Here is a 24,928-nt window from a genome sequence, read left to right on the forward strand (position 1 = left end):
GCCGAACACCGGCACAAGAGGATTTTTACTTCTATCAGGGCTAGAAATCCAGCATACAAAATAACTATTTTTTATAAAATAATAAATCCAAAAAAATGCCAAAACAATTCTCTGATTTAGGGATTTCAGCACCAATTCTAAAAGCAATTTCCGAATTGAATATTGTTGAACCCACAGAAATTCAGCTTAAAGCAATTCCGCTACTTTTAGCAAACACCACTGATCTAGTTGGACTTTCTAAAACAGGTACCGGAAAAACAGCCGCTTTTGGATTGCCTCTTTTACAATTAATAGATACCTCTTTGCCTACGGTACAGGCACTAATTCTGGTTCCTACAAGGGAATTAGGGCATCAGATTTTTAGAACCTTAGAAGATTTTGCAAAATACCTTCCAGAAGTTTCTATTGCAGCAACCTGCGGTGGAATCCCAATAAAACCTCAAATCGAGCGTCTAGCTGCACCCACACATATTGTGGTAGCCACACCAGGTCGTTTAATTGACTTAATACAGCGCAAAGCAATAAATCTTAAGGAAACTAAATTTCTTGTCTTAGATGAAGCCGATGAAATGGTGACCATCTTGAAAGAAAGCCTGGATGAAATTATTGCCGAATTGCCAAAGGAACACAAAACATTATTGTTCTCAGCTACTATGCCGGGAACTATAAAACAGCTCATCCAAAACTACTTGAATAAAAACGTAGTTCAGGTGAGTGCTAATATGGAAACAGTAGGGAATCAGGGGATTGATCACGAGTATATCGTAGTAGATCCTATTGAAAAACTAGATGTTTTAATGCATTTCCTGAATTCAAAAGAAGGAGAACGTGGCATCATATTTTGCAAGACTAAAGCAGCGGTGAATAAACTAGCTAAAAACTTAGCAATCAACCGTTTTTCATCGGGAGCCTTGCACGGTAGTTTGTCACAAGGAATTAGAGACCGTATCATGGAGCAATTTCGTGAAGGACACATCAATATATTAGTAGCGACAGATTTAGCTGCTAGAGGAATTGACGTAAAGGAAATTTCGTATGTGGTTAATTACCATTTGCCTGATGTTTACGAAGCTTATGTACACCGTAGCGGAAGAACAGCCAGAGCAGGAGCAAAGGGACTTTCATTAACAGTGCTACAAGAAGAAGAGGTAAAAGAAATAGCCGACTTCGAAAAAGAACTGGGAATCAAATTCACTGAATTCAAGAAACCGAGCACATTAAGTATCGAAGAGAACAACACTCTTTTATGGGCAAAACAAATATTCAAAACCAAACCCAACCATGAAGTGGATGCGGAATTGAAAACAAAAATAAAAACTGTTTTTCATCATCTGACTAAGGACGAATTAATCGAAAAACTATTAGCTAATTATTTGTTGCAAAACAAAAACGAACCATTAGAAAAACCGGTTAAAAGACAAAAAATGAAATAGTACTTTTGCTGTTTTATAAAGGAAAAACCATTGCTATGCTTGAAGAAGTAGGGTAATGGTTTTTTTATGTTTTTTATATAATTTAAATATCAGAAAAGTTGTATATATTTGATTATAACTTCAAGTTATTTGTAATTTAAAATAAATAGTAAAAATTAAATGTCAAGAATTAGAAATCAAAAAGAATCAGAAATGTTTATCGACGAACTAAACTATAGCTTGTATATGATAAAAGCATATAAAATCGATGTAATCAAAGATTATCTAACAGACTTTGATAAATACTTAAAGGAAAAAACAACTGAAATTCAAGATAAAATCTTTGAATGGGAAAATTCTGAGAAAGAACATAAATATTCTGGAGTGGAATATTACATAGATGAGTACACAAACTATAATTCTAATTTTAAAAAATTAAAATTAGAAAGTACTTTTTTAAGTTCTTATTCGCTTTTCGAACATTATTTAAAATCATTTATTGAAATTTATACTAAGTACTATGAGATGAAAGTTGTAATAGACGACTTAAACGGAAACAACTATATAAATAAATCAAAACAATATTTAGAAAAGGTGATAGATATTAATCTCGAAAAAATGAACTCAACATGGAGAGAAATAACCAAATATCAACGAATAAGAAATAAAATAGTACACAACAATGGTAAATTAAATAGCTCTGAAACAGAAACAATAAAAGAGTTATCAAAAATGAAGGGAATTGAAATAAGCAAATTAGGTTGGATTACACTTACGGACAAAGAATTTATTTTAGATTTTTGGGAATTATTTGACGAATATATCAACGGAATAATTGCAATAACTATCGAGAAAATAAAAATACTTTCTAATAAAGTATAAAAGTAAAGTGTAATTTACTATTTAATTCTCTGTAGGTACAACCATGCCGTTTGTGCCTGCAAGGCTTCAATAAACAATTGTATAAACCAAGCGCACTAAGCATCTAAGAGAACAACACTCTTTTATGGGCCAAACAAATATTCAAAACCAAACCCAACCATGAAGTGGATGTGGAATTGAAAACAAAAATAAAAACTGTTTTTCATCATCTGACTAAGGACGAATTAATCGAGAAACTATTGGCTAATTATTTGTTGCAAAACAAAAACGAACCGCTAGAAAAACCCGTTAAAAGACAAAAAATGAAATAGTAAATTTTCTGTTTTACAATTGAAAAACCATTGCAATGCTTGTAAAAGCGATGCAATGGTTTTTTTGTTTTCATGCAGTTCATGTAATCCGTTAATTCGTAAACAGAGTAAAATGCAGGAAAAAGATAAATTATTTATTGAAAAAGCATCAAAAAGAGGTGTATATTTGATGTTATGTACTATTTGTGCGTCATTTTAGCAGACCGAACCGAAAAACGAAAAACAAAAACTTAAAATTTTAAAATGAAATTATTCCTAAAAGTTATTATCTTTTTTACACTTTTTAGTTCTATGAAAAGTCAATCTCAAACAATTGATACTTTAGTGGATGTTGGAAATCATAAACTACATTTCAACATTATAAAAGGTTCAGGAATTCCCATTCTTTTTGAAGCTGGTGCAGGAAGCGATGGAAGAGTTTGGAATTCTATTTTGAAACCAATTGCAGAAATAACTGGATCAACAATAATAACATACGACAGAGAAGGTTTAGGTAAAAGCACTATAAATACTTTAGAAACTGAAGACTCAAAACACGGAATGTTAAATAGTATTTTGGATTTAGAAACTGGATTAAAAAAATTGGGGTATAATAAACAAATTATGTTAGTTTCTCATTCTTTTGGCGGTTACTTTTCAACTTTATATTCAGTAAGGAATCCAAATCGTGTAAAATCGATTGTATTAATTGATGTAAACCATCATTTTATGGAAAAGTTTGTAGAAAGCGATTTAAAAAAGCAAGAACTACTTATTCCAGAATGGAAAAAAAACAAACTTGCTATCTATTATATGGCTGCAAATATTCGTGAAACTGTAAAAATGATGAGTAAAATTTCAATTCCTCAGAATATTCCAGTTGTAGATTTAGTTAGTGGAATTCCATCTTTTAAAGAAACTGAAAAAGTAGAACATTGGAAAGAATGTCATAAAAAGTTTGTTGCCAGTCATCCAAAAAGTATCGGTATTACCGCATTTGAATGTGGACACGGAATTTGGTTTGATAACCCAAGTTTGGTAATAACAACAATAGCGAAAAGTTATGCAGAAACATTACATGAAAAACAGAAAACGGAAGTTTATGAACGTGCTCTGAATTATGCCATTAGTTCATCAAACAATGTGAAAAAAGAAAATAGTGCTTACATACATTCGGAAGACAACCTGAATAATTTAGGTTATGAATATTTAAACAAGAACGAAAATGAAAAAGCTTTAGAAATTTTCAAATTAAACGTATTATTAAATCCTACAAGCGGAAATACTTATGATAGTTATGGGGAAATACTATTGAAAATAAATAAAAAAGAAGAAGCAACTAAAATGTATAAAAAATCTGTTGAATTAAACCCCGAAAATGAAAATGGCAAAAGAGTTTTAGAAGAACTTTTAAAACAATCGTAAATAAAAAAACGAACGCACAACAGCTGTTTTGATATAGCTAGAGTTTAATGGAATTATCGTTTCGCATCAAGTTTTCGTTAAGCCGAAAAATAAGTGGTTACGATGTACACACAATCGCAAAGCCGCCTTCCGTAGCTGGCAATTTTAACTCTCCGCGGTTGTAACATATTATTTTTTTTAAAGTCTAATAAAAAAAAGGAATTATGGAAAACAGAAGAAGACTTTGGTTAAAACAAATTGGATTAGGAATTGCAGGCATTGGATTGGCAAATGTAAAATCTTATGCATCTCCAGTTATGTCAGAAGACTTTTTTGACAATTTAGAAAATCATAATAACTTAATTTTTTTACGCTCAAATGAAAACCCCTATGGTCCATCTCCATTAGCAAGAAAAGCATTTGTAGACAATGCGAATATTAGTAATCGATATAATTGGGATGTTGCGACACAACTGATTTCTGACCTTGCAAAAAGAGATAGTGTTAAAGAGGAAAACATATTGTTGGGAGCTGGTTCAACTGAAATATTAGATTTGGTTGCAAAATTTGTATCACTAGACAAAGGAAATTATGTAATCGCAGACCCAAGCTATGATTATTGGACAGTTACATTAGATAATTTTGGTTTAACGAAAAATAAAGTACTACTTACAACCGACAAAAAAATTAATTTGCAAGCTATGTTGGAAGTTGTAAACCAAGATACAAAACTTGTTTATATCTGTAATCCAAATAACCCAACAGGAACAATTTGTGAAAGAGAAGCTTTGGTAGAATTTGTAACTAAGATTTCACAAAATACAATTGTATTAATTGATGAGGCATATTTGGACTTTACTAAACAGCAATCCCTTAGCAATATCGTAAATGACCACAATAATATTATTATCACCAAAACATTTTCCAAAATGTATGGTTTGGCTGGAGCACGGATTGGGTATGCAATTGCGAACAAAACAATAATTGATAATTTGGATAATTTGCAATCCAATACAAATAATAGTGTTAGTGTATTATCAAAACTTGCTGCTATAGCTTCGTTGAAAGATGATAAATTTGTTTCAAATTGCTACTTGCTAAATGAAAATGTAAGACAATATACTATCAACGAACTCAAAAAATTAAATTGTGAGTGCATTTCTTCTAATACAAATTTTATCTATTTTTCACTTGCAAAATACAACAAGGACTATTTCAAGCAATTAGAAAACAATAATATTCAAGGGGGAAGAATATATGAAGAGCAAGGTAAATGGACAAGGATTACAGTGGGTAAAATGAGCGAAATGAAAAAATTTATTAAAGCAATACAATAAATAAATGCCACCAATAGCGGTTTTGCAAGATTGCGAAATATGTGCAAAATTCACGTTTATCTTTTGCAATAAATTTTATCTTAGCAGAAAAATATCGGTTATGAAGTCCCCAACCTCGCCATGCGCCAATAAGTTATAAGCCATTTTGTCCAACATTGAACTAAACAAGAATTATGATTAAAAATGTTTTGAGGAATACGATATTATTTTCTACAATAATTTTATTGAACTGCTCATATAAGCAAGATTGTCCTGAAGGAATTAATTTGCTTCCGATGTATGGCGAAGTAAAAAAATGTGATGAGCAACTCAAAAGCGATAGTGAATTTCTTGCAGATTGCGATAAAGAATTTAAAAATCGAAAAGAAGCTTCCCAAAAGTATATTGAAAAAGCTTGGGGATATTTTTATAACAATGATGCTAATACATCGATGAAAAGATTTAATCAAGCTTGGTTACTCGACAAAGATAACGCGGAAATTTATTGGGGCTTTGGTAATCTAATGGGAATGAGGCACGAAATAAAACAATCCATCCCATTGTTTGAAAAATCAATAAAATTGAATCCAAATAATGCAAAAGTTTACGAAAGTATGTCTACAAGTTACGGTCAGCTATTTTACGAAACTAAAAAAATAGAATATCTTGACTTAACAATCAAGAGTTTAAAAAGTGCAATTAAACTTGATCCAAATAATGCAAAATATTATGGTTCATTAACAAGTGCATATGCATATTTTATGCAAAAAGATAGTCTGAGGAAATATATGAAAATTACTGATAAGCTAAATCCTAAATTTATTGATCCTGCAGTAAGGAAAATTGCATCTAAAAAGTAAAATGGCTTACAACAACGGTTCCTATGTAAAGCATCAGGTTTTCGTTAATCAGATTGGTCGAATATATCAACACATCGATAGGGCAGAAGTTCATTTCAATATTCCTTATTGTATGAAAAACCACAATAACTTTAGTTAAATGTGCTCGAAATCTATTTTAGCGGCAATAACTAGTTTTATGGGTCGTTACGTTATCTAACAATAACTAGTTTTTATACTTAATTACGAATTCAAAGAATTTTTAGTCATGAAACACATTACAATTACGGTAATTGCCCTATTACTTTTTACAACAAACATTTTTAGTCAAACTCCAAACAAAATTGTCAATTTAGCTACCGTAGAAGGTCAGTTTCAGAATCTTATTGATAAATCAAATAGTTTTCAGGATTACAAAGTCATTAAGAAAACGTCCATACTTAAGTTACAATCGAATGTCCTTGATTCTCTCAAAGTTTCAAAAAACAAAGTTTTAGCTAATGTAGCCTTTCTTAATTCCCAAAAACGAGTTATTGACAACTTACAAGCCAAATCAACTGCCTCAGAAACTGTCGTTTCCAACCTAAGATCGCAAAAGGATAGTATTTCACTTTTGGGTATTCAATTAGAAAAAACGTTTTTTAAAACATTATTTTTCCTTATTGTCATTGGATTGATTGCTACATTAGTGTTTTTTATTTTTAAATTTAAACAGAGTAATATTATAACCGTAGAAAGTAAACTGGCGTTACAACAGTCTGAAAAAGAATTTGAAATCTATAAAGAAAAAGCCTTGGAACGCGAACAGAAAGCAATGCGCAGACTACAGGATGAATTGAATAAAAAGAAAAAAGAATTCGGCGCGGCTCAACCTCGTGGGTAAAAGCCAAAACTTTGAAAACCTAAGGTTGCATCAAACAATAATAGAAAATTTAAAAAAGGGCTGTTGAAAACGTATCAACGGCCCTTTTTTTATGGCTATCGCTACGCAATACTCTGGCATCCTGAAAATTTAGTGTTAGATGGCTAGCGCTAAAAGCCACACCCGTTTAAAGTTTCTTCGGGGAGTGAACTCTCGCATAAACGACTAACCAGATCGCTGGGAGTGTGCCGTGAATAACTAATGGCTGCGATCATTAGTCAATGTCTTATAAGAGGAGGGAGTAGGTCTTCCACAATCGCTGTGCAAGCAGAGGTTTCAACGAGCCCCCTGGTGCTTTGAAAGTAATGGATAGGTATTGAACGGAAAGGGGAAAAGGCTAACTAGATTAATCAGGTGAGAATAAGAGAAATGAACCCAAGTAAACCTGCGATGAAGTTGTGAGACATTGGAACATTTTGTCACCAGTCTATTTACCCGAGAATAGGTGATAATTATAGTAACCACTTGCTTACTGGCTATAACGCAAACGCAATAAAGAAGGCATGACCCTTACTTAGACTCTTATACGGAACTCAGGAAGTCCTTATGAAATGTCAAGAGAACGGCACAAGTGGGCAGTACCCGCAAGGCTTAAAGTATCAAAGTTCATAAGGATGACGGATGGTGTTATAGTAGTGATGAAGCTTTTGTAATGAAAGTGAAGCGAAGAACATTAGTTATACAGTTAATGGTATATTAACAACTTAATCAAATTAAGGATGACTAATTTATTTATGACAGAATCAAAACAAATTCCGATAACCAAAAGATGGTAAGGGAAACATACCGAAAGGTCAATTCTATCAAAGTTAGTGCAGGAGTAGATGAAGAAAGCGTGAAAGAATTTCAATAAAATTTATTAAAGAATCTGTACAAAATTTGGAAGGGAATGAGCTCTGGAAGTTACTTTCGGCAAGCGTTCAAGGAGGTTAATATTCCTAAAACAGACGGAGGTCAGCACAAATTAGGCATCCCGACCATTAGTGACCGATATGCAACAATGTTTTATCATTGGTAACTTTTTAAAACGATTTGATTTGTATGACAAGAGCCGTATGAAGCGAGATTCTCGTACGGTTCTGTAAGGCACTTGATGCTGTTATAAGACAAAAAAAAACAAAGCAGAATCCAACGTTGTGCTTGGATAGACTACTAATTTGATGCTTTCTGCAAGAAAAGAAATTGTACATTTGTATAAAAAGCTTTTAAACAAAATAAAATGAATAAGAACGGAGCAATTATTATCGTTGAAGATGACACTGATGATCAAGAGATGTTTATTGAAGTATTTAAAGAACTCAATTATAAAAACGAACTTATTTTTTTTAATGATGGCCAAGAAGCGCTTAGCTATTTGACCGCAAAAACCAGTGAGCCTTTCATTGTTTTTTCTGATATTAATATGCCAAAGTTAAGTGGCATGGAGTTGAGAAATAAAATTCATGAAAACGAAGATGTACGATTAAAAACGATCCCGTACTTGTTTTTTACAACAAGTGCTGAACAAGAAGCTGTTGTCGACGCTTACTCAAAATCTATTCAAGGATTTTTTATCAAGCCTTCTCGTTTTCAAGATTTAAAAAGTATAATAAAGACAATCGTGGAGTATTGGCAAAAGTGCGAATCTCCAAATTATGTTAAATAACTTGAATCGTGAAACAGATTGGTTAGTCCTAAATTCAAAGGACAGTTTACGCTCTATTTGAACAACACATCTTCCGAGGGAGAGCGGCACCCAAACATGCATTTTTCATCGGGGAGGCTGATATGTAAACTTGTAGCTGGTAGCTTATATTTAACTCCAGTAAGTATTAGCGGTTTTGTGATTGAAAATCCCGCCAGAATGCAAAGATCAAAAACGTAGTGCACAACTCTTTAAGGATAAGCAACCATTGATGAAAGAAATCACCAATCAATAAAGTAGAAGCAGTAAATTCAATTTGCCTCCGCTTGTGCAAAATAAAAAAATGCTACTCTTTTTGTTTTATCTGGTCTGGCCACTTCGTAGAAAGTGACTGGCTAAATTTGAATAGAAGAGAAGAGAATAAAAAACTCAAATAATACTATCAAAGGCGCAGTTATTGCTTTACCTTTAGACTCTTCTAATCACAGAAAAAATGACAACTCATAAAGTTTTAATGATCGTAGAGGATGACGTGGACGACCGTCTTTATTTTAGTAATGCCGCGAAGGAAATCAATGCGTCCAATGAGTGTATTGGAGCATGGAACGGAGCACAGGCGTTGGAACTATTGCACAAGGCAAAAAAACTACCTGATTTTATTTTTATTGACATCAACATGCCAGTGATGAACGGATTAGACTGTTTGGAAAAATTAAAGGAAGATGAACAACTAAAAAATATTCCCGTGATTATTTACACCGCATCCCAATACCACAAGAATAGTGATTATACCCGCGAACTTGGTGCATCCTCTTTTATCACCAAGCCAGTAGATCTAAAAAAACTTCCGCAGCTAATAATTTTAGCAATGGAGCAGGCGAAGCAAAACATACATCATCAATAATTATTTTTAGTTTCAATGGCAGCACCAAAAAAAATTAAGACTCAACCGTCTGCCACCGTGCAGAACTTTCCTGTAGTAGGAATCGGTGCATCAGCAGGAGGGCTTGATGCATTTAAGCGATTACTTACTGTTATACCAGAAAGTTCTGGAATGGCGTATGTGTTGGTGCAGCATCTTGACCCGTCACACGAAAGTTTTTTACCTGAGATCTTACAACGCGTTACTAAAATTCCCGTATTTGAGATTACTGAAGACATTCATCTTGCACCTAACAATATCTACATCATTCCTTCCAACAAAATTTTAATATCAACCGATGGGGTACTCCAACTTTCTCCCAGAAACAAGAAGACTACTAATTTCTCCATTGATATTTTTTTTACTTCATTGGCCGAAGTGCACAAAAAATTTGCAGTTGGTGTTGTATTATCAGGTACAGGCAGCGATGGAACACAAGGTTTGAAAGCCATCAAAGAATACGGAGGCATCTGCATTGCACAGGACAAGGAATCAGCCGCGTATGATAGTATGCCACAAAGTGCTATCCATGCGGGAGTAGTTGATTTTATTTTAGCTCCCGAAAAAATACCCGAGCAGCTTTTGCAAATTAACAGCGCGTATAACACAAGCCAGGTTTACAAAGTAGAAAAGCAACTTGTTAAAGATGATGATATTTTCAAACAAATTATTTTGTTGCTTCGCCAGCGAAGCGGTGTTGATTTTGCTTACTATAAGCAACAAACCTTACAGCGGCGCATAGCGAGGAGAAGTGCTCTTGTAAAAAAGAAAAATATTACCAGCTATTTAGAATTTTTGAGCTCCAATACAGCTGAACAAGATGCACTTTTTCAAGATGTTCTAATTCCAGTTACTTCTTTTTTTCGTGATCCGAAAACTTTTCAGGCATTAACAGAAACAGTTTTCCCTACTTTTCTAAAAAATAAAAATGATGATGCACCTATACGTATATGGATTTCGGGATGTTCTACAGGCGAAGAAGCATATTCAATCGCCATCTGCCTAGACGAATTTTTGGGAGAGAAAGCACAGAATAAAAAAATTCAAATCTTCGCTTCAGATATTTCTGAAAAAGCAATTAAAATAGCACGCGCAGGAGTTTATACTAAAGCTGATGTTGAAATACTTTCTGCGTCACGAATCCAAAATTATTTCACAAAAAATGGGGACGGTTATGAAGTGAGCAAACACATTCGTGATATGTGCGTGATTGCTCCTCACAATTTTTTAAAAGACCCTCCATTTGCAAAAATGGATTTAATCAGTTGCCGCAATGTGCTTATCTACATGGATACTTTTTTGCAGAAGAAAGCATTTGCCACCTTTCATTACGCGCTGAAAGAAAACGGATTTCTTCTTCTCGGTAAATCTGAAACAGTAGGTGCATCCTCCGATTTGTTTACTCAAGTGGAGAAGAATGAAAAAATTTATTCGCGCAAGCCAACTCCGGGTCGGTTCACGCATGTTCCCACCGAACGCAAAGACGAAAGGATGACAACAAAAGATAAATCCGCAACCAAAATTGAAGTGAAGCAAACTGATTTCCGAAAAAGTGCAGAGGCGATCATGATTTCCAGATCACCTGCAAGCGTAATAGTGAATGAGCAATTGGACATTGTGCATATTCACGGAGATATTACACCTTTTCTTCAAGTACCGCAGGGTAAACCCACTCACAATCTAGTGAAAATGGCACGAGAAGGCTTAGGGTTTGAATTGCGAAACGCCATTCACAAAGCCTCCAAGGAACAAATAACAATTACCAAATTAGATATTCCTGTAAAAACTAACGCTACCATGAATGACGAAGTGGGGCGGGAAAAGCAATTTTTGGTGGCGATAGAAATCATTCCGCTCACTGATACCGTGGAACGACATTACTTAATTCGATTTGAGAAAACCGCCATTCCTGCGCATCAAGAAGAAAAATTATCCTTATCAGGAAAAACAAAAATAGACCTAGCAGAAAAACACAATGAGCAATTAGAAAAAGAATTGGCCCACATCCGCGAAGACATGCGATCCATTACAGAAGACATGGAAGCCTCTAACGAAGAATTGCAAAGTGCCAACGAAGAATTGCAAAGCAGTAATGAGGAAATGCAAAGTTTGAATGAAGAGTTAGAAACATCCAAAGAGGAACTGCAATCAACAAACGAAGAACTTATCATCGTAAATCAAGAATTACTCGACAAGCAGGAACAGTTCAATACCGCTCGCTACTATGCTGAAAGCATTGTGACTACAATCCGCGAACCGCTTATCGTACTTGATAAAAGACTCTGTATCAAAACAGCCAATGCATCCTTTTACAAAAAATTTAATACAGAAGAGCAAGATACAGAAGGAAAATTATTTTACGAAATTCAAAATCATCAATGGGATGATAATTTGATGCGCTCCTTGCTTGAAAAAATTCTTCCAGAACGTGAACGCCTTACCGACTTTGAAATCAGTCTCAATTTTCCTTCCATCGGTAAACGTACTTTGCTGCTGAACGCACTGCAAATTATAAATGAAAAAAATTCAGAGAAGTTAATTCTCCTTGCCATTGAAGATATAACGGAACGGAAATTAGCTGAGCAAAAATTAAAAACATTTGCCGAAGAATTAGAAAAACAGGTAAAAGAGCGAACCGCAGCACTCCATAAATCAAACGAGGAATTAAAGCAAAGTAATAGTCATTTAGACCAGTTTGCTAATGTAGCTAGTCACGATTTGCAAGAGCCGTTGAGAAAAATTTTAACCTTTTCCAACCGCTTGCAAGATAAACACCAAAACGAGATGAGCACAGAAGTACTCTACTATCTCAACAAAATACAAGGTGCATCCAGCCGCATGAGAACACTTATACAAGACCTGCTCAATTATTCGCGACTGCTCCAACACGAAAAAATATTTTCAACGACTGACCTAAACGAAACAGTGAAAAACGTTTTAAATGATTTTGACTTATTAATAGAAGAAAAGAAAGCAAAAATAACGATTGATTATCTACCTATGGTTGATGCGGTCCCTGTGCAAATGAACCAGCTTTTTTACAACCTCATTAGCAACGCTCTTAAATTTTCTAAAACAGATGTTCCGCCTGTTATTAACATTACATCACGAATACTTTCAGAAAAAGAAGTTGAAAAATATCCCTCCTTTAATCCTTCGATTCCTTATGTCGAAATAATTTTCAAGGACAATGGCATCGGCTTTGAACAACAATATGCAAAACAAATATTCATTATCTTCCAACGTCTGCATGATAAAGAAACTTACATTGGCACAGGTATTGGTTTAGCATTGTGTAAAAAAATTATTGAAAACCATCACGGAGAAATTTTTTCAAATTCAAAAGAAAATGAAGGTGCATTCTTTCATGTAATACTACCTCTTATACAACCGCAATAAATTACAAAACCAGAAACTATGGAGGAAATGATTTTTATGATAATAGACGATGATAAAGACGACAGGTTCTTTTTCAAAGAAGCACTAACAAAAATGCTTTCTTCTGTAAAATGTTTAGGTGCAAATGGCGGTATAGAAGCGCTTGAACTATTGAGAAAGGCAGAGCAGCTGCCGCATTTTATATTCCTCGATTTAAATATGCCCCACATGGACGGGCGTGAATGCTTGAAGCAACTAAAAAGCGATCAAAAACTAAAAAATATTCCAGTAATTATGTATTCCACTTCTTTTTCAGAAGATACTATAAAAGAACTATACGAACTTGGGGCATCACGGTTTCTCAATAAACCAGCGGATATTAATCAACTTCCCGCTCAAGTTCTTGAAGCAATCGAAAGACCTAAAATACTCTCTTAATGATGTCACTAATGCGTTAACATAGTTGCAAGTTTCCATCAACAACTTGTTCTAGACATTCATATAAATTTGATTGCAGAAAACAGCATTCGCCGTGAGCGAAGTAAAGTAGATCAGCAAAGTATTCTCAAACAAAATAGTCTCGCCGATGCAACAAAATCAAGTAAATGATAGATAATTTTGCTTTCATAAAAACAGATAAAAAATTAATTAAACTTCGCTTTGATGAAATATTAATCATCAAAGGGTTAGGTAATTACGTTGAAATCCTAACGGTTGAAAATAAAAAACACATTTACTATAAATCTTTAAAAGAACTGATCGACAATTTGCCAAATGAATTTATGCGAGTCCATAATTCGTATATCGTGAATTTAATAAATATCGATTCTTTTGAAGACAATCATATTGTTTTAAAGGGAACTAAAATTTCGGTTTCAAAAAGTTATCGGGAATGTCTAAATGCTGCTATTAATAAGTTTCTGCTTTAACAACCAAATAGAATTTGAAGCCGTTTGCATAGAAAACCCACAAGAGTACATAAATAACTTTTCTAACCTAAATAAACGTAGTTAGTTTGTTTTCAAATCATATAATATGACACGAATAATTTTAAACTAATTTTGTAATTATGGCAATTAAAAAAGGAAATTTGCAACAGGTAAAAACAAAAAAAAATTTTCCGTTAATCGAAGATGTTGCAACAATAGATGGATTAATGAAAACATTTTATGAGGTAGTTTCGGGCGAAGCTGGGGAAAAAAGACAATGGGAAAGAGATTTTTCCATTCACAATCCAAATGCGATTTACTCTTATATGTCAAATGCAAACGGAGAATTTAAACAAGTAACTTTAACAGTGAAAGACTTTCACAAAGAAACCGACGATATGGTTGTAAATTCGGCATTTTATGAAACTGAAATTAATCGAGAAGTAAAAGTATTCGGAAATATTGCAAACGTTTGGAGTACTTATGAAACTCGATTAGAAAAAAATGGATTTGTTGCAAGACGCGGCATAAATAGCGTTCAGCTTTTTTACGCAAATAACAAATGGGAAATTATTTCTTTAGTTTTTGACAGAGAAACCGAAAACAATAGAATTCCACAACCTTTTGATCCTAAATAAAAAGCATAAGAAAAACGCCTAATAAAAACTAAGGTTTTGTAGATTTTATAAACCCTAGGAGGGAGGTAACTATGAATTACAAGCTATGACCAAAGCACATCCCAAGTTTATTTCTAACTGTTTAAAGTCGAAAGTATAATTCACTAGTCGCTAAAAAAGCCGCTATACAATTAAGTATAGCGGCTTTTTCGACCGATTATCAATCAGTTACTAAACAAAAACTTATCTTTTATTAGAACAAAAACTTTACACCAACTTGTAAGTCTCCAATTTTTCTGTCTCCAACAGAGTTCATCGGATTAGCGTTGAAGTTGAAATTAGTTGTTTTCTCACCAACTTTTGGAGTTGTAGTACTTGAACCAACATTAAAAACTGTGAAAGAAGTTTCAACAGTTAACCATTTATTGATTACATAATCAAAACCAGGAGCTAATTCTAAAGCGACAGATGATGTTTTATCATCGGTAATTTTATCTTTACCCATCATAACTGGCAAAGCAGCTTGTCCGAAGAAAAATAAACCACCAGAAACATTCCAGTATTTTCTAGCTAAAGGTTTAATCACAAAAGTATTAGATTCAGCAAGAGTTGTTGATCCGTCTTTTGTTTTTGAATTGATGTTACCTATTCCAAGCGCAACAGTTACTGAAGGAGAGATAAATGTACCAACAATTGGTAAAATCATATTGTTAGTAGATTTTGCTGTTCCGGTTTCCGATGAACCAAAAGACACTTGGCCAGCAGCCCACCAAATTCCTTGTAAACCTTTACTTTTTTCTTGTGCATTAACGGTTAGACTCATAATTGCCACAGCCGCTACTAGTAAAATTGTTTTCATTTTGTTTTTTATTTTAATATTGTTTTTTTATTATGAGTCAAAATTAGTCGCATCCTTGCGCTTAAAAACTGATATAAATCATGTTTCTCTGTTTATACTGGTTATTCATTAACTATTGTTTAAAATATTTACATTTCTATTAACTTTTTAACTTTTTTTATCTAAAAAAAACAACTAAACTTAGCTGAAAAGCAAAATTATCCTATCAAATAATCGAAAATTCCATGACTCATTTCGTTTTGGGTACAAATTGAGATAAAATCCATTCGATCAGGAAAATTAATATCATTATTATTTTTAAAAATATTGATAATGAGGTTTTTAGACTTGTTATATTTACCACAACATCTATTTAGAGTAATTCATTTCACCAAAATCAATCAGAAAGAACTACGAAATAAAATTATAAATTATTTTCAGGACATGAAAAGCAGAGGAAGTATTACTAAAATTATCCTATCATAGTTTTTTACTATTTGAAAATTAAATAGCCTCTCATAAATAATGTATCTTTATGGGAGATTTTTTTATTAAAACCATTAAATAAGAGCATATGAATATTGTAATAATAGGCGGAGGATTTGCGGGGATTAACCTTGCCAAAGAACTTTTAAACCAAAAAGGGATTCAGGTAACTCTTGTTGACAAAAACAATTACAATTTCTTTCCGCCACTTATATATCAGGTAGCTACCGCTTTTTTAGAACCTTCTAGTATTAGTTACCCGTTCCGTAAATTTTTTGCAGGAAAGAAGAATCTGAAGTTTCGTCTCGGAAAACTTCTAAAAGTAGTGCCATCCGAAAATAAAATTATACTGCACAATGGCGAATTAAGTTACGACCATCTGGTTTTTGCAACCGGTGCCGAAACGAGCTATTTCGGAATGGAAAACGTAAAGAAAAATGCCATTCCAATGAAAACGCTCAATGATGCCATTGAAATGCGCAATACCATATTAAAAAATTTAGAAAAAGCGGCAATTTGCAAGGACACCAGAGAACGTCGAAAACTCTTGACCATCGTTGTGGCCGGAGGAGGGCCAACCGGAGTGGAAGTTTCCGGAATGTATGCTGAAATGAGAAAGAGTATTTTCCAAAAAGAATACCCAGAACTAGGAACCTCGGCAAGTAATATCTATTTAATCGACGGAGGTCCTGCTTTACTGGCCCCAATGAGTAAAGCCTCGCAGGAAGGTACGCTTGAAGCGCTAACTAAATTGGGAGTGGTAGTACAATTGAATACACAGGTTGTTGATTATGTCGATGATACCGTGTTTTTGTCTACTGGAAAAACGATTCAAACTAAGAACCTGATTTGGGCTGCTGGCGTATCCGCTATGGTATTTGATGGCATTCCTGCCGAAAGTTACGGTAGAGGAAGACGAATGGCCACCGATGCGTTCAATAAAGTAAACGGAACGGAGAACATTTACGCCATCGGAGATACCTGTATTCAACTCACCGATACCGCTTTTCCTGGCGGACATCCACAAGTGGCGCAAGTTGCAATTCAGCAAGGACTAAATTTGGCAGAAAATTTCAAGTTAATGACCCGTAATAAACCTTTAATCCCTTTTAAATACAACGATAAAGGTTCGATGGCGATTATAGGTAAAAATAAAGCTGTAGTTGACTTACCAAAACCCAAAATGCATTTCAATGGCTTTTTTGCTTGGCTGATATGGCTATTCATTCACCTAATCTCCTTAATAACATACCGCAATAGGATACAAACCTTCTTCAACTGGATGATTGCTTATTTCTCTCAAGATCAATCGTTACGAATGATAATCAGACCTGATAAGACGAGAAAAAAAACTAGCAATTAATTTTTAAACATATAAGTCATATAAGTTTCTTTGTATAATTTTAAAAATTAAATACATAGAAATATAGGATTTAATAAACTAAAATAAGTATTTTTTTAAAACCATATAAGTCATATAAGTTTTCTTGTATGGCTTATGTTTTTTTTTACCATATAAGTCATTATAAGTTTCGTTACATAATTTTAAAAATCTAAACACATAGAAACAGAGAATTTACTAATCTGAAGCGATGAGTAGTTTTATTATAAACGTATAAGTCATATAAGTTTTCTTTTATAGTTTCGAATGAATAATCAATTTCCACAACCTCTCTGATTTCTATCTCAAAGCGGAGCTTTCTTTTTAAAGACAAAAAAATCTATGTCTCTATGTGGTTAAAAAAAAAGTCTCGTGTCCACTAATCCACTGGCTCCTTTAACTTATAGGACTTATATGTTAAAAAAAAGCAGCAACTTAATGTTTTACTATAATCTTTCGTTTACCAAAACTTAAAACCACTAACGCCACAATCGTACTAACCATCATAATCACGACCATCGGTACCATAGAATCTTTTACAAAAACACCTACTGCAAATGAAGCAAACGCACCTAATCCCAATTGAATCGCGCCCATTAATGCCGACGCACTACCCGCATTTTTTGCAAATGGAGCCAATGTCAAGGCGGCAGTATTAGGGTTTGAAATCCCCAAACAAGCCAGGAATATAAACAGCATCCCTATGGTTTCATACAATCCCAAAAGACCGTTCATAGCAGCGATTAAAAAAGCAATACTAATAACTGATTGTGTAATCAAAGCGCCAAAGATCATTTGCTCACTGCTAAATTTCCTCAGTAACAAGGAATTTAACTGACTGGCACTGATAAAACTCAACGACATAAAAGCAAAAATCCAACCATAGGTTTTGGCATCCACTTTAAAAATATCCATGAATAGAATAGGGGAGGCGGCAACATAAGTAAACAAACCAGAGAAGGCTATTCCTCCTGTAAACGCATACGTATAAAACTGAGGCTCTCTCACCACACTCCAAAAATTAAGAATAATTGGTTTTGGTTTCAACGAGATGGAAGTATCTGGTTCGTGAGTATGCGGCAACCCAAACTGAGCGGCCAAAAGAACCACCATCCCAATCCCCATTAAAATTAAAAACACAACGTGCCATCCGTAGGCTGCCGTTACATAACCCCCAATTGTTGGGGCTAGCATTGGCGAAAGTCCAACGACTAACATCAATAGAGAAAGTACTTTTGGAATCTCTTTGACAGGAAATAAGTCCCGAACCATAGCAATCGAAGCTACCGTAGCAGCACAACTTCCCACGGCTTGTATGAATCGCAAACCAATAAACGTATCAATATCAGTAACAAATGCGCAACCCAAGGATGCCAAAATGTAAACCAGCAGTCCTATAAACAATGGCTTTTTTCTACCATAGCGGTCTAACAAAGGGCCGTAGAGCAATTGCCCCGCCGAAATCCCGATGAAATAACTTGATAAGCTCATGGCAACTTTGGCCACGGTAGTATTTAAGTCTGCTGCAATTCCAGAAAAACCAGGCAAATACATATCAATTGAAAACGGACCAAGTGCGGTAAGGAAACCTAAAATTAAAACGAGCTGGAAATATTTTAATTTAGATCTATGTGTTGTAGTACTCAAAATTGCTTTTTTATTTTTTTGCAAAGGTAAAAAATTAAAATCCTAAAAAACCACCGCAGCTCCTTATATAATTCAGCTTTAAAATATTATTTTTAGGAGCTTTTCTCGCTATCTGTTTTAAGCTTTCTGGCTTCAACCCTTTTTCTAAGTCGTGGCAGGAGCTTCCTTTGGTCGCTCTGTCACAACAAGAAAAAAGTAGTTTCAGTCCATAAAGGCTTTTCACTGCTATCAAGGCTAAAATATTTAGTGCAAACGAATCCCGTTTACGTTTTTCCGTAAAGTAACTATCTATTAAGAAGCTATATTTGAAAAGGTACTCAGAACGAGTTTTTTTTATCAGAATATTCGTAAAAATAGTATATATTTGAATATGGAGATAAACGCTATGGAATAGCGGGTATCTACCCTAAATAAGGTGTATAGTCGCTATTGAGTGGCGAGGATATTCAATGTAGCGAACAGTTTAGTTGAAACCACACATAATCTTAACAAATAAGACCATAAATAATGAATTCCAAAATTATTGAAAAAACTACAAGTTTTTGTATTGAAATTTTTGCAGACAAAAAAAATTACATTCTCCCAGATGAATTCAATTATAGTCATCTTCCGTTATGCGTAATCGATTCCGTTTTTTCAATTGGAGTCAAATATGAAATCGTCCAAAACACCATCAATAGATTTTGTGCACATAATAAAATAGATAAATTTTCAAAATCTGCCGAATTATCAACATCGTTTTTTTTGAATTTAATGGAACAAAAATCCATCACAGAATTAACGGAAAGCATATACAAAAATCGTCAAAGAACTTCAACAAGAAGTGGAATTTTAAAATCTGAAGCAGTAATTAAATTCTTGAAAATTTTGCAAAAACATGAGGTAAACAAATTGAGTGATCTCTATAAAATTATTTCAAGTAAAGAGTTTGAAATAGACATTAAACAAATTCCTGGTCAAAAAAGCGGAATTTCTTTAACGTATTTTTTTATGCTTGCAGGCTCAGACGATTTGATTAAACCAGATAGGATGATTATTCGCTTTTTAGAAAGTATTTCAGAGGAAAATGTAAGTTTATCCGATTGTCAAATTATTCTTGCCGAAGTTGCAAAAAAACTCCAAAAGAATGGATTTGATATTACACCTAAAAAACTTGATAATTTAATATGGAATTACCAACGTAATTTAAATTAACAACAAATATAAAACCGATTCGCCAACAGCTGTTTTGATATAGCTGGGTTTTAGTGAAATTACAGTTTCGCATCATATTTTCTGTAAAGCCGAAAATTGAAAGGTTACGAACCACACCCTATATTAAAGCTACAAAACGTAGTCTAACCCGTTTTGATAATTTGGATAAAAAGAAAAATCTAATTAATAATAAAACAAAAAATACTATATGGAAGCTGACCTTAAACAAAAATTAGAACAATTACATCATAGAGTTGATTCATTAAAAGAACAAATTAAGACAGAAGAAGCAACTAAAAATGCGTTCGTGATGCCTTTCATTCAAATTTTAGGCTATGATATTTTTAATCCAACTGAAGTAATTCCAGAGTATATTTGTGACATTGGAACTAAAAAAGGAGAAAAAATTGATTACGTTATAATGCGCGACGGAGAACCAATTTTAATTATTGAATGCAAACACTGGAAAGAAAATGTAGATGCTCATAATTCTCAATTACATAGATATTATCATGTTTCTAAATCTAGATTTGGTGTACTAACAAATGGTCATACATACAATTTTTATGCAGATTTAGAGAAACCAAACATAATGGATGACAAACCATTTTTTACTCTAGATTTGTCCAATATTAAAGATACTAGTTTAAAGATTCTTGAAAAATTTTCTAAAAACGGATATAATCTTATCGACATTTTAGATTCAGCTGAAGGATTAAAATATATCAAAGCTATAAGAACAGAATTTGAAAAGGAACTGCAAGAACCATCAGATGAATTAATTAAACTTTTGGTAAATCGATTTTTTCAAAAACCAATTACCGCTACTAGATTGGCAACGTTCAAAGAATATACTAAAAAAGCCATATCGAACTCTATAAATGATTCTATAAATTTTAGATTGAAGAATGCTTTAGACATTCATGAAAATGTTTCTTCGAACGTGACAGCACAAATTAACCTTATAGATGAAAATGTTGAAGAACCAAAATTCATAACCACCGAGGAAGAAATAGAAGGTTCACAGATCATTAAAGCCATTTTAAGAGAATCACTTTCGGCATCAAGAATTGCATTTAGAGATACTCAATCTTATTTTGGAATTTTATTGGATGACAACAATCGCAAACCATTATGTAGACTACATTTTAACTCTGCAAATAAATATATTGAACTTTTTAACAATGGTAAAGACAATGGCGAAAAGAAATTAATTAATTCACTTGAAGAGATTTATAATTTCAAAGCGGAACTATTATCAACAATTAAAAATTACGAATAACCAACTTGTAGAAATTCTAAATAACGTTTACTTGTAAAACCTAAAATTACAAAAAAACGGGACAATAGTTTCAAAAACTACCGTCCCGTTTATAATAAAATACTGTACTAATTATCCTTGAATATCAACTACTTCAAGATCAAAAATTAGTTCTTTTCCTGCCAAAGGATGGTTACCGTCAATGACGATAGTCGCTTCTTTAACTTCAACGATAAGTAAATTCATTTCGTTTCCATCAGAAGATTTAGAAACTAATCCCATTCCCACTTCAGGAGTAATATCCTCAGGAAGTTGGCTTTTATCTACTTCTTGAATTAGATCTTGGCGGGCTTCACCATAAGCATCTTCTTGCGAAATAGTAATTGTTTTTTTCTCATTTAATTTCATATCGATCAACCCTTTTTCAAATCCGGGAATCAATTTTCCTTGTCCTAAAGTAAACTCTAAAGGTTGTTTTCCTTCTGAACTATCAAATACTTGACCATCTGATAATTTTCCAACGTAATGTACCTTAACCGTGTTGTTCTCTCTAACTTGAATCATAAAATTGTTTTTTTAATTCTAAAAATACGTTTTGTGTAATTTTTACCCGCTGCGTATTTAAATTTAAACTTACATCTGCTTAGGCGCCAAAACCACGCCAAAGAGCCCGTAAATAGAAATAGTTTGTAAAAATGACTAATTTGGCAACTTATTCCTATAAAATCAATAGATTAACCAACTATTTATGAAAATTATTGAAAATTTAAAAGTAGAGTCCTGTCGCTTTACTATCTTAAAAATCATGACAATGCTGTCAGTATTTCGATTTGGCATTAAATATCCAACTTACTCTTTAAAAGTTAGTGCGTTATAAGCAATTCCCTTAGTAGCGATTTGCAAATATTATTTTTTCCATCTGCGATAAGAAAATCAGCGAAGCTCTTTGCCAAATTAAACCAAAAGCGATTAAATTTCCGTCTTCTTTTTAGTACTTTTATACTTTACGCTAACAAACAGCGGTACATACTTAAAAATAAAAGCAATGACAAAGACGATAAGCATCAATCCGGCAACGGACGAAAAAATAAGTGAATACGATCGAATTACAAGCACTGAAGCACTCGAAATAATAGCAGCCTCAAAAAAAGAATTCCATCTTTGGAAACAAAAAACATTTGAAGAAAGAGCCAAACTAATGTACGCATTAGCCGATGTTCTTGATGCGAACAAGGAGGAATACGCACAACTAGCCACCCGAGAAATGGGAAAAGTGATTGGTCAAGCCCGCAAAGAGGTTGAAAAATGTGCATGGATCTGCCGCTATTATGCAGAACATACAAGCACATTATTAGCCAATGAAACTGTAAAAACAGAGGCTGTAAAAAGTTATGTTACGTTTCAACCTATTGGAGTAATTCTAGCAGTAATGCCGTGGAACTTTCCTTTCTATCAAGCGATTCGGTTTGCTGCTCCTTCATTAATGGCTGGGAATACTGGAGTTTTAAAACACGCTTCAAATGTTCAGGGCTGTGCTTTTGCCATCGAAGACGCTTTCATCAAGGCAGGATTTCCAAAAGGCGTCTTTACGAATTTGAATGTAGATTCTAAAGACGTAAAAACATTGATCGAAGACAAAAATATTGCTGCCATTACACTTACTGGTAGTGATGCTGCTGGACGTTCCATAGCTTCAATTGCGGGACAAAACTTAAAGAAAACGGTAATGGAACTGGGAGGTAGTGATGCCTACATAGTTCTGGACGACGTAGATTTAGAAAAAGCAACTGATTTAGCTACTTTGGGCCGACTACAAAACAACGGACAAACTTGTATCGCTGCCAAACGATTTATTGTTCATGATGCAATTTATGATGATTTCGTGGCTTTATTCACTAAGAAAATGAAAGCGGCCAAAATGGGGGATCCAACCAGCGCCGATTCCTACTACGGACCGATGGCAAGGCTCGATTTAAGAGATGAATTGCACCAACAAGTACAAAAAACAATACAACAAGGCGGGCGTTTGGTTCTTGGAGGAACAATCCCAGAAGGAAAAGGCGCCTATTATCCTGCAAGCATATTGGTTGATCTAAAACCAGGTATGGAAGCCTTTGACAACGAATTATTCGGCCCTGTGGCCTCGGTGATACGAGCAAAAGATGACGCTCATGCTGTGGAATTGGCTAATAATTCGCAATTTGGTTTGGGTTCAGGAGTATTCACTAAAGATATACAACGCGGAGAAAAGTTAGCACTACAACTGGAAGCAGGAAGTAGTTTTGTAAATAAACTAGTCGTTTCTGATCCAAGATTGCCTTTTGGCGGAATCAAAAACAGTGGTTACGGAAGAGAATTAGCTGCTTATGGTATTCGTGAGTTTGTAAATACAAAAACGATTTGGATTGATTAAGAGGTAAATAAATTTCCCTTCTACATTGTCAGTAGAACACTTTTTAATCAACAATGTAGGAGGGAGGCTTATTCTACTTTCCGAATTGAACGTGGAAACAAACCCAATCAAATGCAACTTTTAAATAATAATCTAAACTAGCCGTTTTAACTTCTAGATTTCGACGAAAATAAACCAATCTTTTAGAAGCCCCTCATTTAATGGAGCCATTTAAAAAACGTAAGAGTTAAACTAGAAACGTACGTAATTATGAAAAAGTCAAATCTATCGTACTTGATATAGGTCAAGGAAGTTTCTGCTATGGTAGTGTAACTTTGTAGCCAATAATAATTTATAAAATAGAACATGAGCACACCTAACATAGCAAAAGAAGATATTATCAATGCATTTGAATTTAGACACGCCACCAAAGAATTTGATGCTACTAAAACTATTTCAGATGAAAATATGGAATTTATTTTAGAAACAGCTCATTTATCGCCAAGTTCTTTTGGTTTTGAGCCTTGGCATTTTATCGTGGTTCAAGATGCAGCATTGCGTGAGTTGATAAAACCAGTAGCTTGGGGAGCGCCTTTAAAATTAGATACCGCAAGTCATTTTGTCTTAGGTTTATCAATGAAAGCACCCATGGTAAAATGGGATTCTGATTACATCATGTCCATGATGAAAGACGTTAAACAATGGCCGGCAGAGACCATAGAAATGTATTCTAAATTCTATAGAGAATTTCAAGAAAGCGACTTTAATTTAGATACGGATAAAAAATTATTCGATTGGTCATCTAAACAAACGTACATTGCTTTGGGTAATATGATGACATCTGCCGCTTTGGTAGGTATTGATAGTTGTCCTATTGAAGGTTTTCACCAAGAAAAAGCAGAGGCTTTATTGAGAGAAAAGTTTGGTGTGGATACAGACAAATATGGTTTGTCCTTTATGGTTGCTTTTGGATACAGAAAAGCCAATCCAGCAAACCCTAAATCAAGAAGAAATATAGAAGATATAGTTACTTGGATGTAATTTATAAAAGTTTTAATTTTATTGGTCTCAAATAGAGTTTAAAACTATGTACTTTCAGTGCATCTCGCTTTAGCTTCTAAAAAATGTTAACACCGCAGATTCGCAAATTTTAAAATAATTGATATAAAATAATTTGCGAATCTGCGGTAAATA

At 33.8% G+C, this 24,928-nt stretch carries 20 protein-coding genes and 1 pseudogene; 18 read left to right on the forward strand and 3 right to left on the reverse strand.

Translation table 11 applies throughout. The features are described from left to right. Positions 1 to 95 precede the first annotated feature (95 nt). The 13 genes and pseudogenes from BMW63_RS09750 (at position 96) to BMW63_RS09810 (ending at position 14,556) form a co-directional block, all read left to right on the forward strand. The gene (locus BMW63_RS09750) at positions 96 to 1,433 is read left to right on the forward strand and encodes a DEAD/DEAH box helicase (RefSeq protein WP_074723284.1); all 1,338 of its coding nucleotides are present in this window, start codon (positions 96 to 98) and stop codon (positions 1,431 to 1,433) included. 159 nt (positions 1,434 to 1,592) lie between these two features. Then, positions 1,593 to 2,294 (forward strand): hypothetical protein, encoded by a 702-nt coding sequence (locus BMW63_RS09755; RefSeq protein WP_074723285.1) that lies wholly within the window; start codon positions 1,593 to 1,595, stop codon positions 2,292 to 2,294. A gap of 107 nt (positions 2,295 to 2,401) precedes the next feature. Continuing rightward, positions 2,402 to 2,605, forward strand: a pseudogene (locus tag BMW63_RS18425) (DEAD/DEAH box helicase); the annotation flags it as partial. Between the two features lie 243 nt (positions 2,606 to 2,848). Then, complete coding sequence (locus BMW63_RS09765; protein WP_083380425.1) at positions 2,849 to 4,009, forward strand: alpha/beta fold hydrolase; 1,161 nt, start codon at positions 2,849 to 2,851, stop codon at positions 4,007 to 4,009. 203 nt (positions 4,010 to 4,212) lie between these two features. Continuing rightward, positions 4,213 to 5,325 carry a pyridoxal phosphate-dependent aminotransferase gene (locus tag BMW63_RS09770; RefSeq protein ID WP_074723287.1) on the forward strand — a complete coding sequence of 371 codons (1,113 nt, stop codon included), beginning with the start codon at positions 4,213 to 4,215 and terminating at the stop codon, positions 5,323 to 5,325. Between the two features lie 173 nt (positions 5,326 to 5,498). After that, the gene (locus tag BMW63_RS09775) at positions 5,499 to 6,164 is read left to right on the forward strand and encodes a tetratricopeptide repeat protein (RefSeq protein ID WP_074723288.1); all 666 of its coding nucleotides are present in this window, start codon (positions 5,499 to 5,501) and stop codon (positions 6,162 to 6,164) included. A gap of 247 nt (positions 6,165 to 6,411) precedes the next feature. Continuing rightward, positions 6,412 to 7,026, forward strand: coding sequence for a hypothetical protein (locus tag BMW63_RS09780; RefSeq protein ID WP_074723289.1), 615 nt, complete (start codon positions 6,412 to 6,414; stop codon positions 7,024 to 7,026). Positions 7,027 to 8,284: 1,258 nt separating this feature from the next. Then, complete coding sequence (locus BMW63_RS09785) at positions 8,285 to 8,710, forward strand: response regulator (protein WP_074723290.1); 426 nt, start codon at positions 8,285 to 8,287, stop codon at positions 8,708 to 8,710. Positions 8,711 to 9,182: 472 nt separating this feature from the next. Further along, complete coding sequence (locus BMW63_RS09790) at positions 9,183 to 9,593, forward strand: response regulator (RefSeq protein ID WP_074723291.1); 411 nt, start codon at positions 9,183 to 9,185, stop codon at positions 9,591 to 9,593. Between the two features lie 15 nt (positions 9,594 to 9,608). After that, positions 9,609 to 13,010 carry a chemotaxis protein CheB gene (locus BMW63_RS09795; RefSeq protein ID WP_074723292.1) on the forward strand — a complete coding sequence of 1,134 codons (3,402 nt, stop codon included), beginning with the start codon at positions 9,609 to 9,611 and terminating at the stop codon, positions 13,008 to 13,010. A gap of 18 nt (positions 13,011 to 13,028) precedes the next feature. Then, on the forward strand, positions 13,029 to 13,427 hold the full coding sequence (locus BMW63_RS09800; RefSeq protein WP_074723293.1) for a response regulator: 399 nt from the start codon (positions 13,029 to 13,031) through the stop codon (positions 13,425 to 13,427). A gap of 167 nt (positions 13,428 to 13,594) precedes the next feature. After that, complete coding sequence (locus BMW63_RS09805) at positions 13,595 to 13,918, forward strand: LytR/AlgR family response regulator transcription factor (RefSeq protein ID WP_074723294.1); 324 nt, start codon at positions 13,595 to 13,597, stop codon at positions 13,916 to 13,918. A gap of 140 nt (positions 13,919 to 14,058) precedes the next feature. Beyond that, positions 14,059 to 14,556: a hypothetical protein gene (locus tag BMW63_RS09810; RefSeq protein WP_074723295.1), complete on the forward strand. Its 498-nt coding sequence runs from the start codon at positions 14,059 to 14,061 to the stop codon at positions 14,554 to 14,556. A 232-nt stretch (positions 14,557 to 14,788) separates the two neighbouring features. Here BMW63_RS09810 and BMW63_RS09815 read toward each other — a convergent pair whose 3' ends face one another. Beyond that, positions 14,789 to 15,394 (reverse strand): outer membrane beta-barrel protein, encoded by a 606-nt coding sequence (locus tag BMW63_RS09815; protein ID WP_074723296.1) that lies wholly within the window; start codon positions 15,392 to 15,394, stop codon positions 14,789 to 14,791. A gap of 553 nt (positions 15,395 to 15,947) precedes the next feature. Between BMW63_RS09815 and BMW63_RS09820 the strand changes: the two genes are divergently transcribed. After that, a complete protein-coding gene (locus BMW63_RS09820; RefSeq protein ID WP_074723297.1) occupies positions 15,948 to 17,222 on the forward strand; it encodes an NAD(P)/FAD-dependent oxidoreductase in 1,275 nt (424 codons plus the stop codon). A 453-nt stretch (positions 17,223 to 17,675) separates the two neighbouring features. Here BMW63_RS09820 and BMW63_RS09825 read toward each other — a convergent pair whose 3' ends face one another. Next, a complete protein-coding gene (locus BMW63_RS09825; RefSeq protein WP_074723395.1) occupies positions 17,676 to 18,887 on the reverse strand; it encodes a multidrug effflux MFS transporter in 1,212 nt (403 codons plus the stop codon). A 507-nt stretch (positions 18,888 to 19,394) separates the two neighbouring features. Between BMW63_RS09825 and BMW63_RS09835 the strand changes: the two genes are divergently transcribed. After that, positions 19,395 to 20,081 carry a hypothetical protein gene (locus BMW63_RS09835; RefSeq protein WP_074723299.1) on the forward strand — a complete coding sequence of 229 codons (687 nt, stop codon included), beginning with the start codon at positions 19,395 to 19,397 and terminating at the stop codon, positions 20,079 to 20,081. A 208-nt stretch (positions 20,082 to 20,289) separates the two neighbouring features. Beyond that, positions 20,290 to 21,363 (forward strand): type I restriction endonuclease, encoded by a 1,074-nt coding sequence (locus tag BMW63_RS09840; protein WP_074723300.1) that lies wholly within the window; start codon positions 20,290 to 20,292, stop codon positions 21,361 to 21,363. A gap of 111 nt (positions 21,364 to 21,474) precedes the next feature. On the opposite strand, the gene BMW63_RS09845 is transcribed toward BMW63_RS09840, so the two are convergent. Then, the gene (locus BMW63_RS09845; RefSeq protein ID WP_074723301.1) at positions 21,475 to 21,906 is read right to left on the reverse strand and encodes an FKBP-type peptidyl-prolyl cis-trans isomerase; all 432 of its coding nucleotides are present in this window, start codon (positions 21,904 to 21,906) and stop codon (positions 21,475 to 21,477) included. A 481-nt stretch (positions 21,907 to 22,387) separates the two neighbouring features. On the opposite strand from BMW63_RS09845, the gene BMW63_RS09850 reads away from it, so the two are divergent. Both BMW63_RS09850 and BMW63_RS09855 read left to right on the forward strand, forming a co-directional pair. Beyond that, positions 22,388 to 23,755, forward strand: a complete 1,368-nt coding sequence (locus tag BMW63_RS09850; RefSeq protein WP_074723302.1) for an NAD-dependent succinate-semialdehyde dehydrogenase — start codon at positions 22,388 to 22,390, stop codon at positions 23,753 to 23,755. A gap of 345 nt (positions 23,756 to 24,100) precedes the next feature. Beyond that, entirely contained in the window at positions 24,101 to 24,775 is a 675-nt protein-coding gene (locus BMW63_RS09855) for an NAD(P)H-dependent oxidoreductase (protein ID WP_074723303.1), read from the forward strand. Positions 24,776 to 24,928: the final 153 nt, after the last annotated feature.

It is taken from the genome of Flavobacterium frigoris, assembly GCF_900111075.1.
Classification (GTDB): Bacteria; Bacteroidota; Bacteroidia; order Flavobacteriales; family Flavobacteriaceae; genus Flavobacterium; species Flavobacterium frigoris.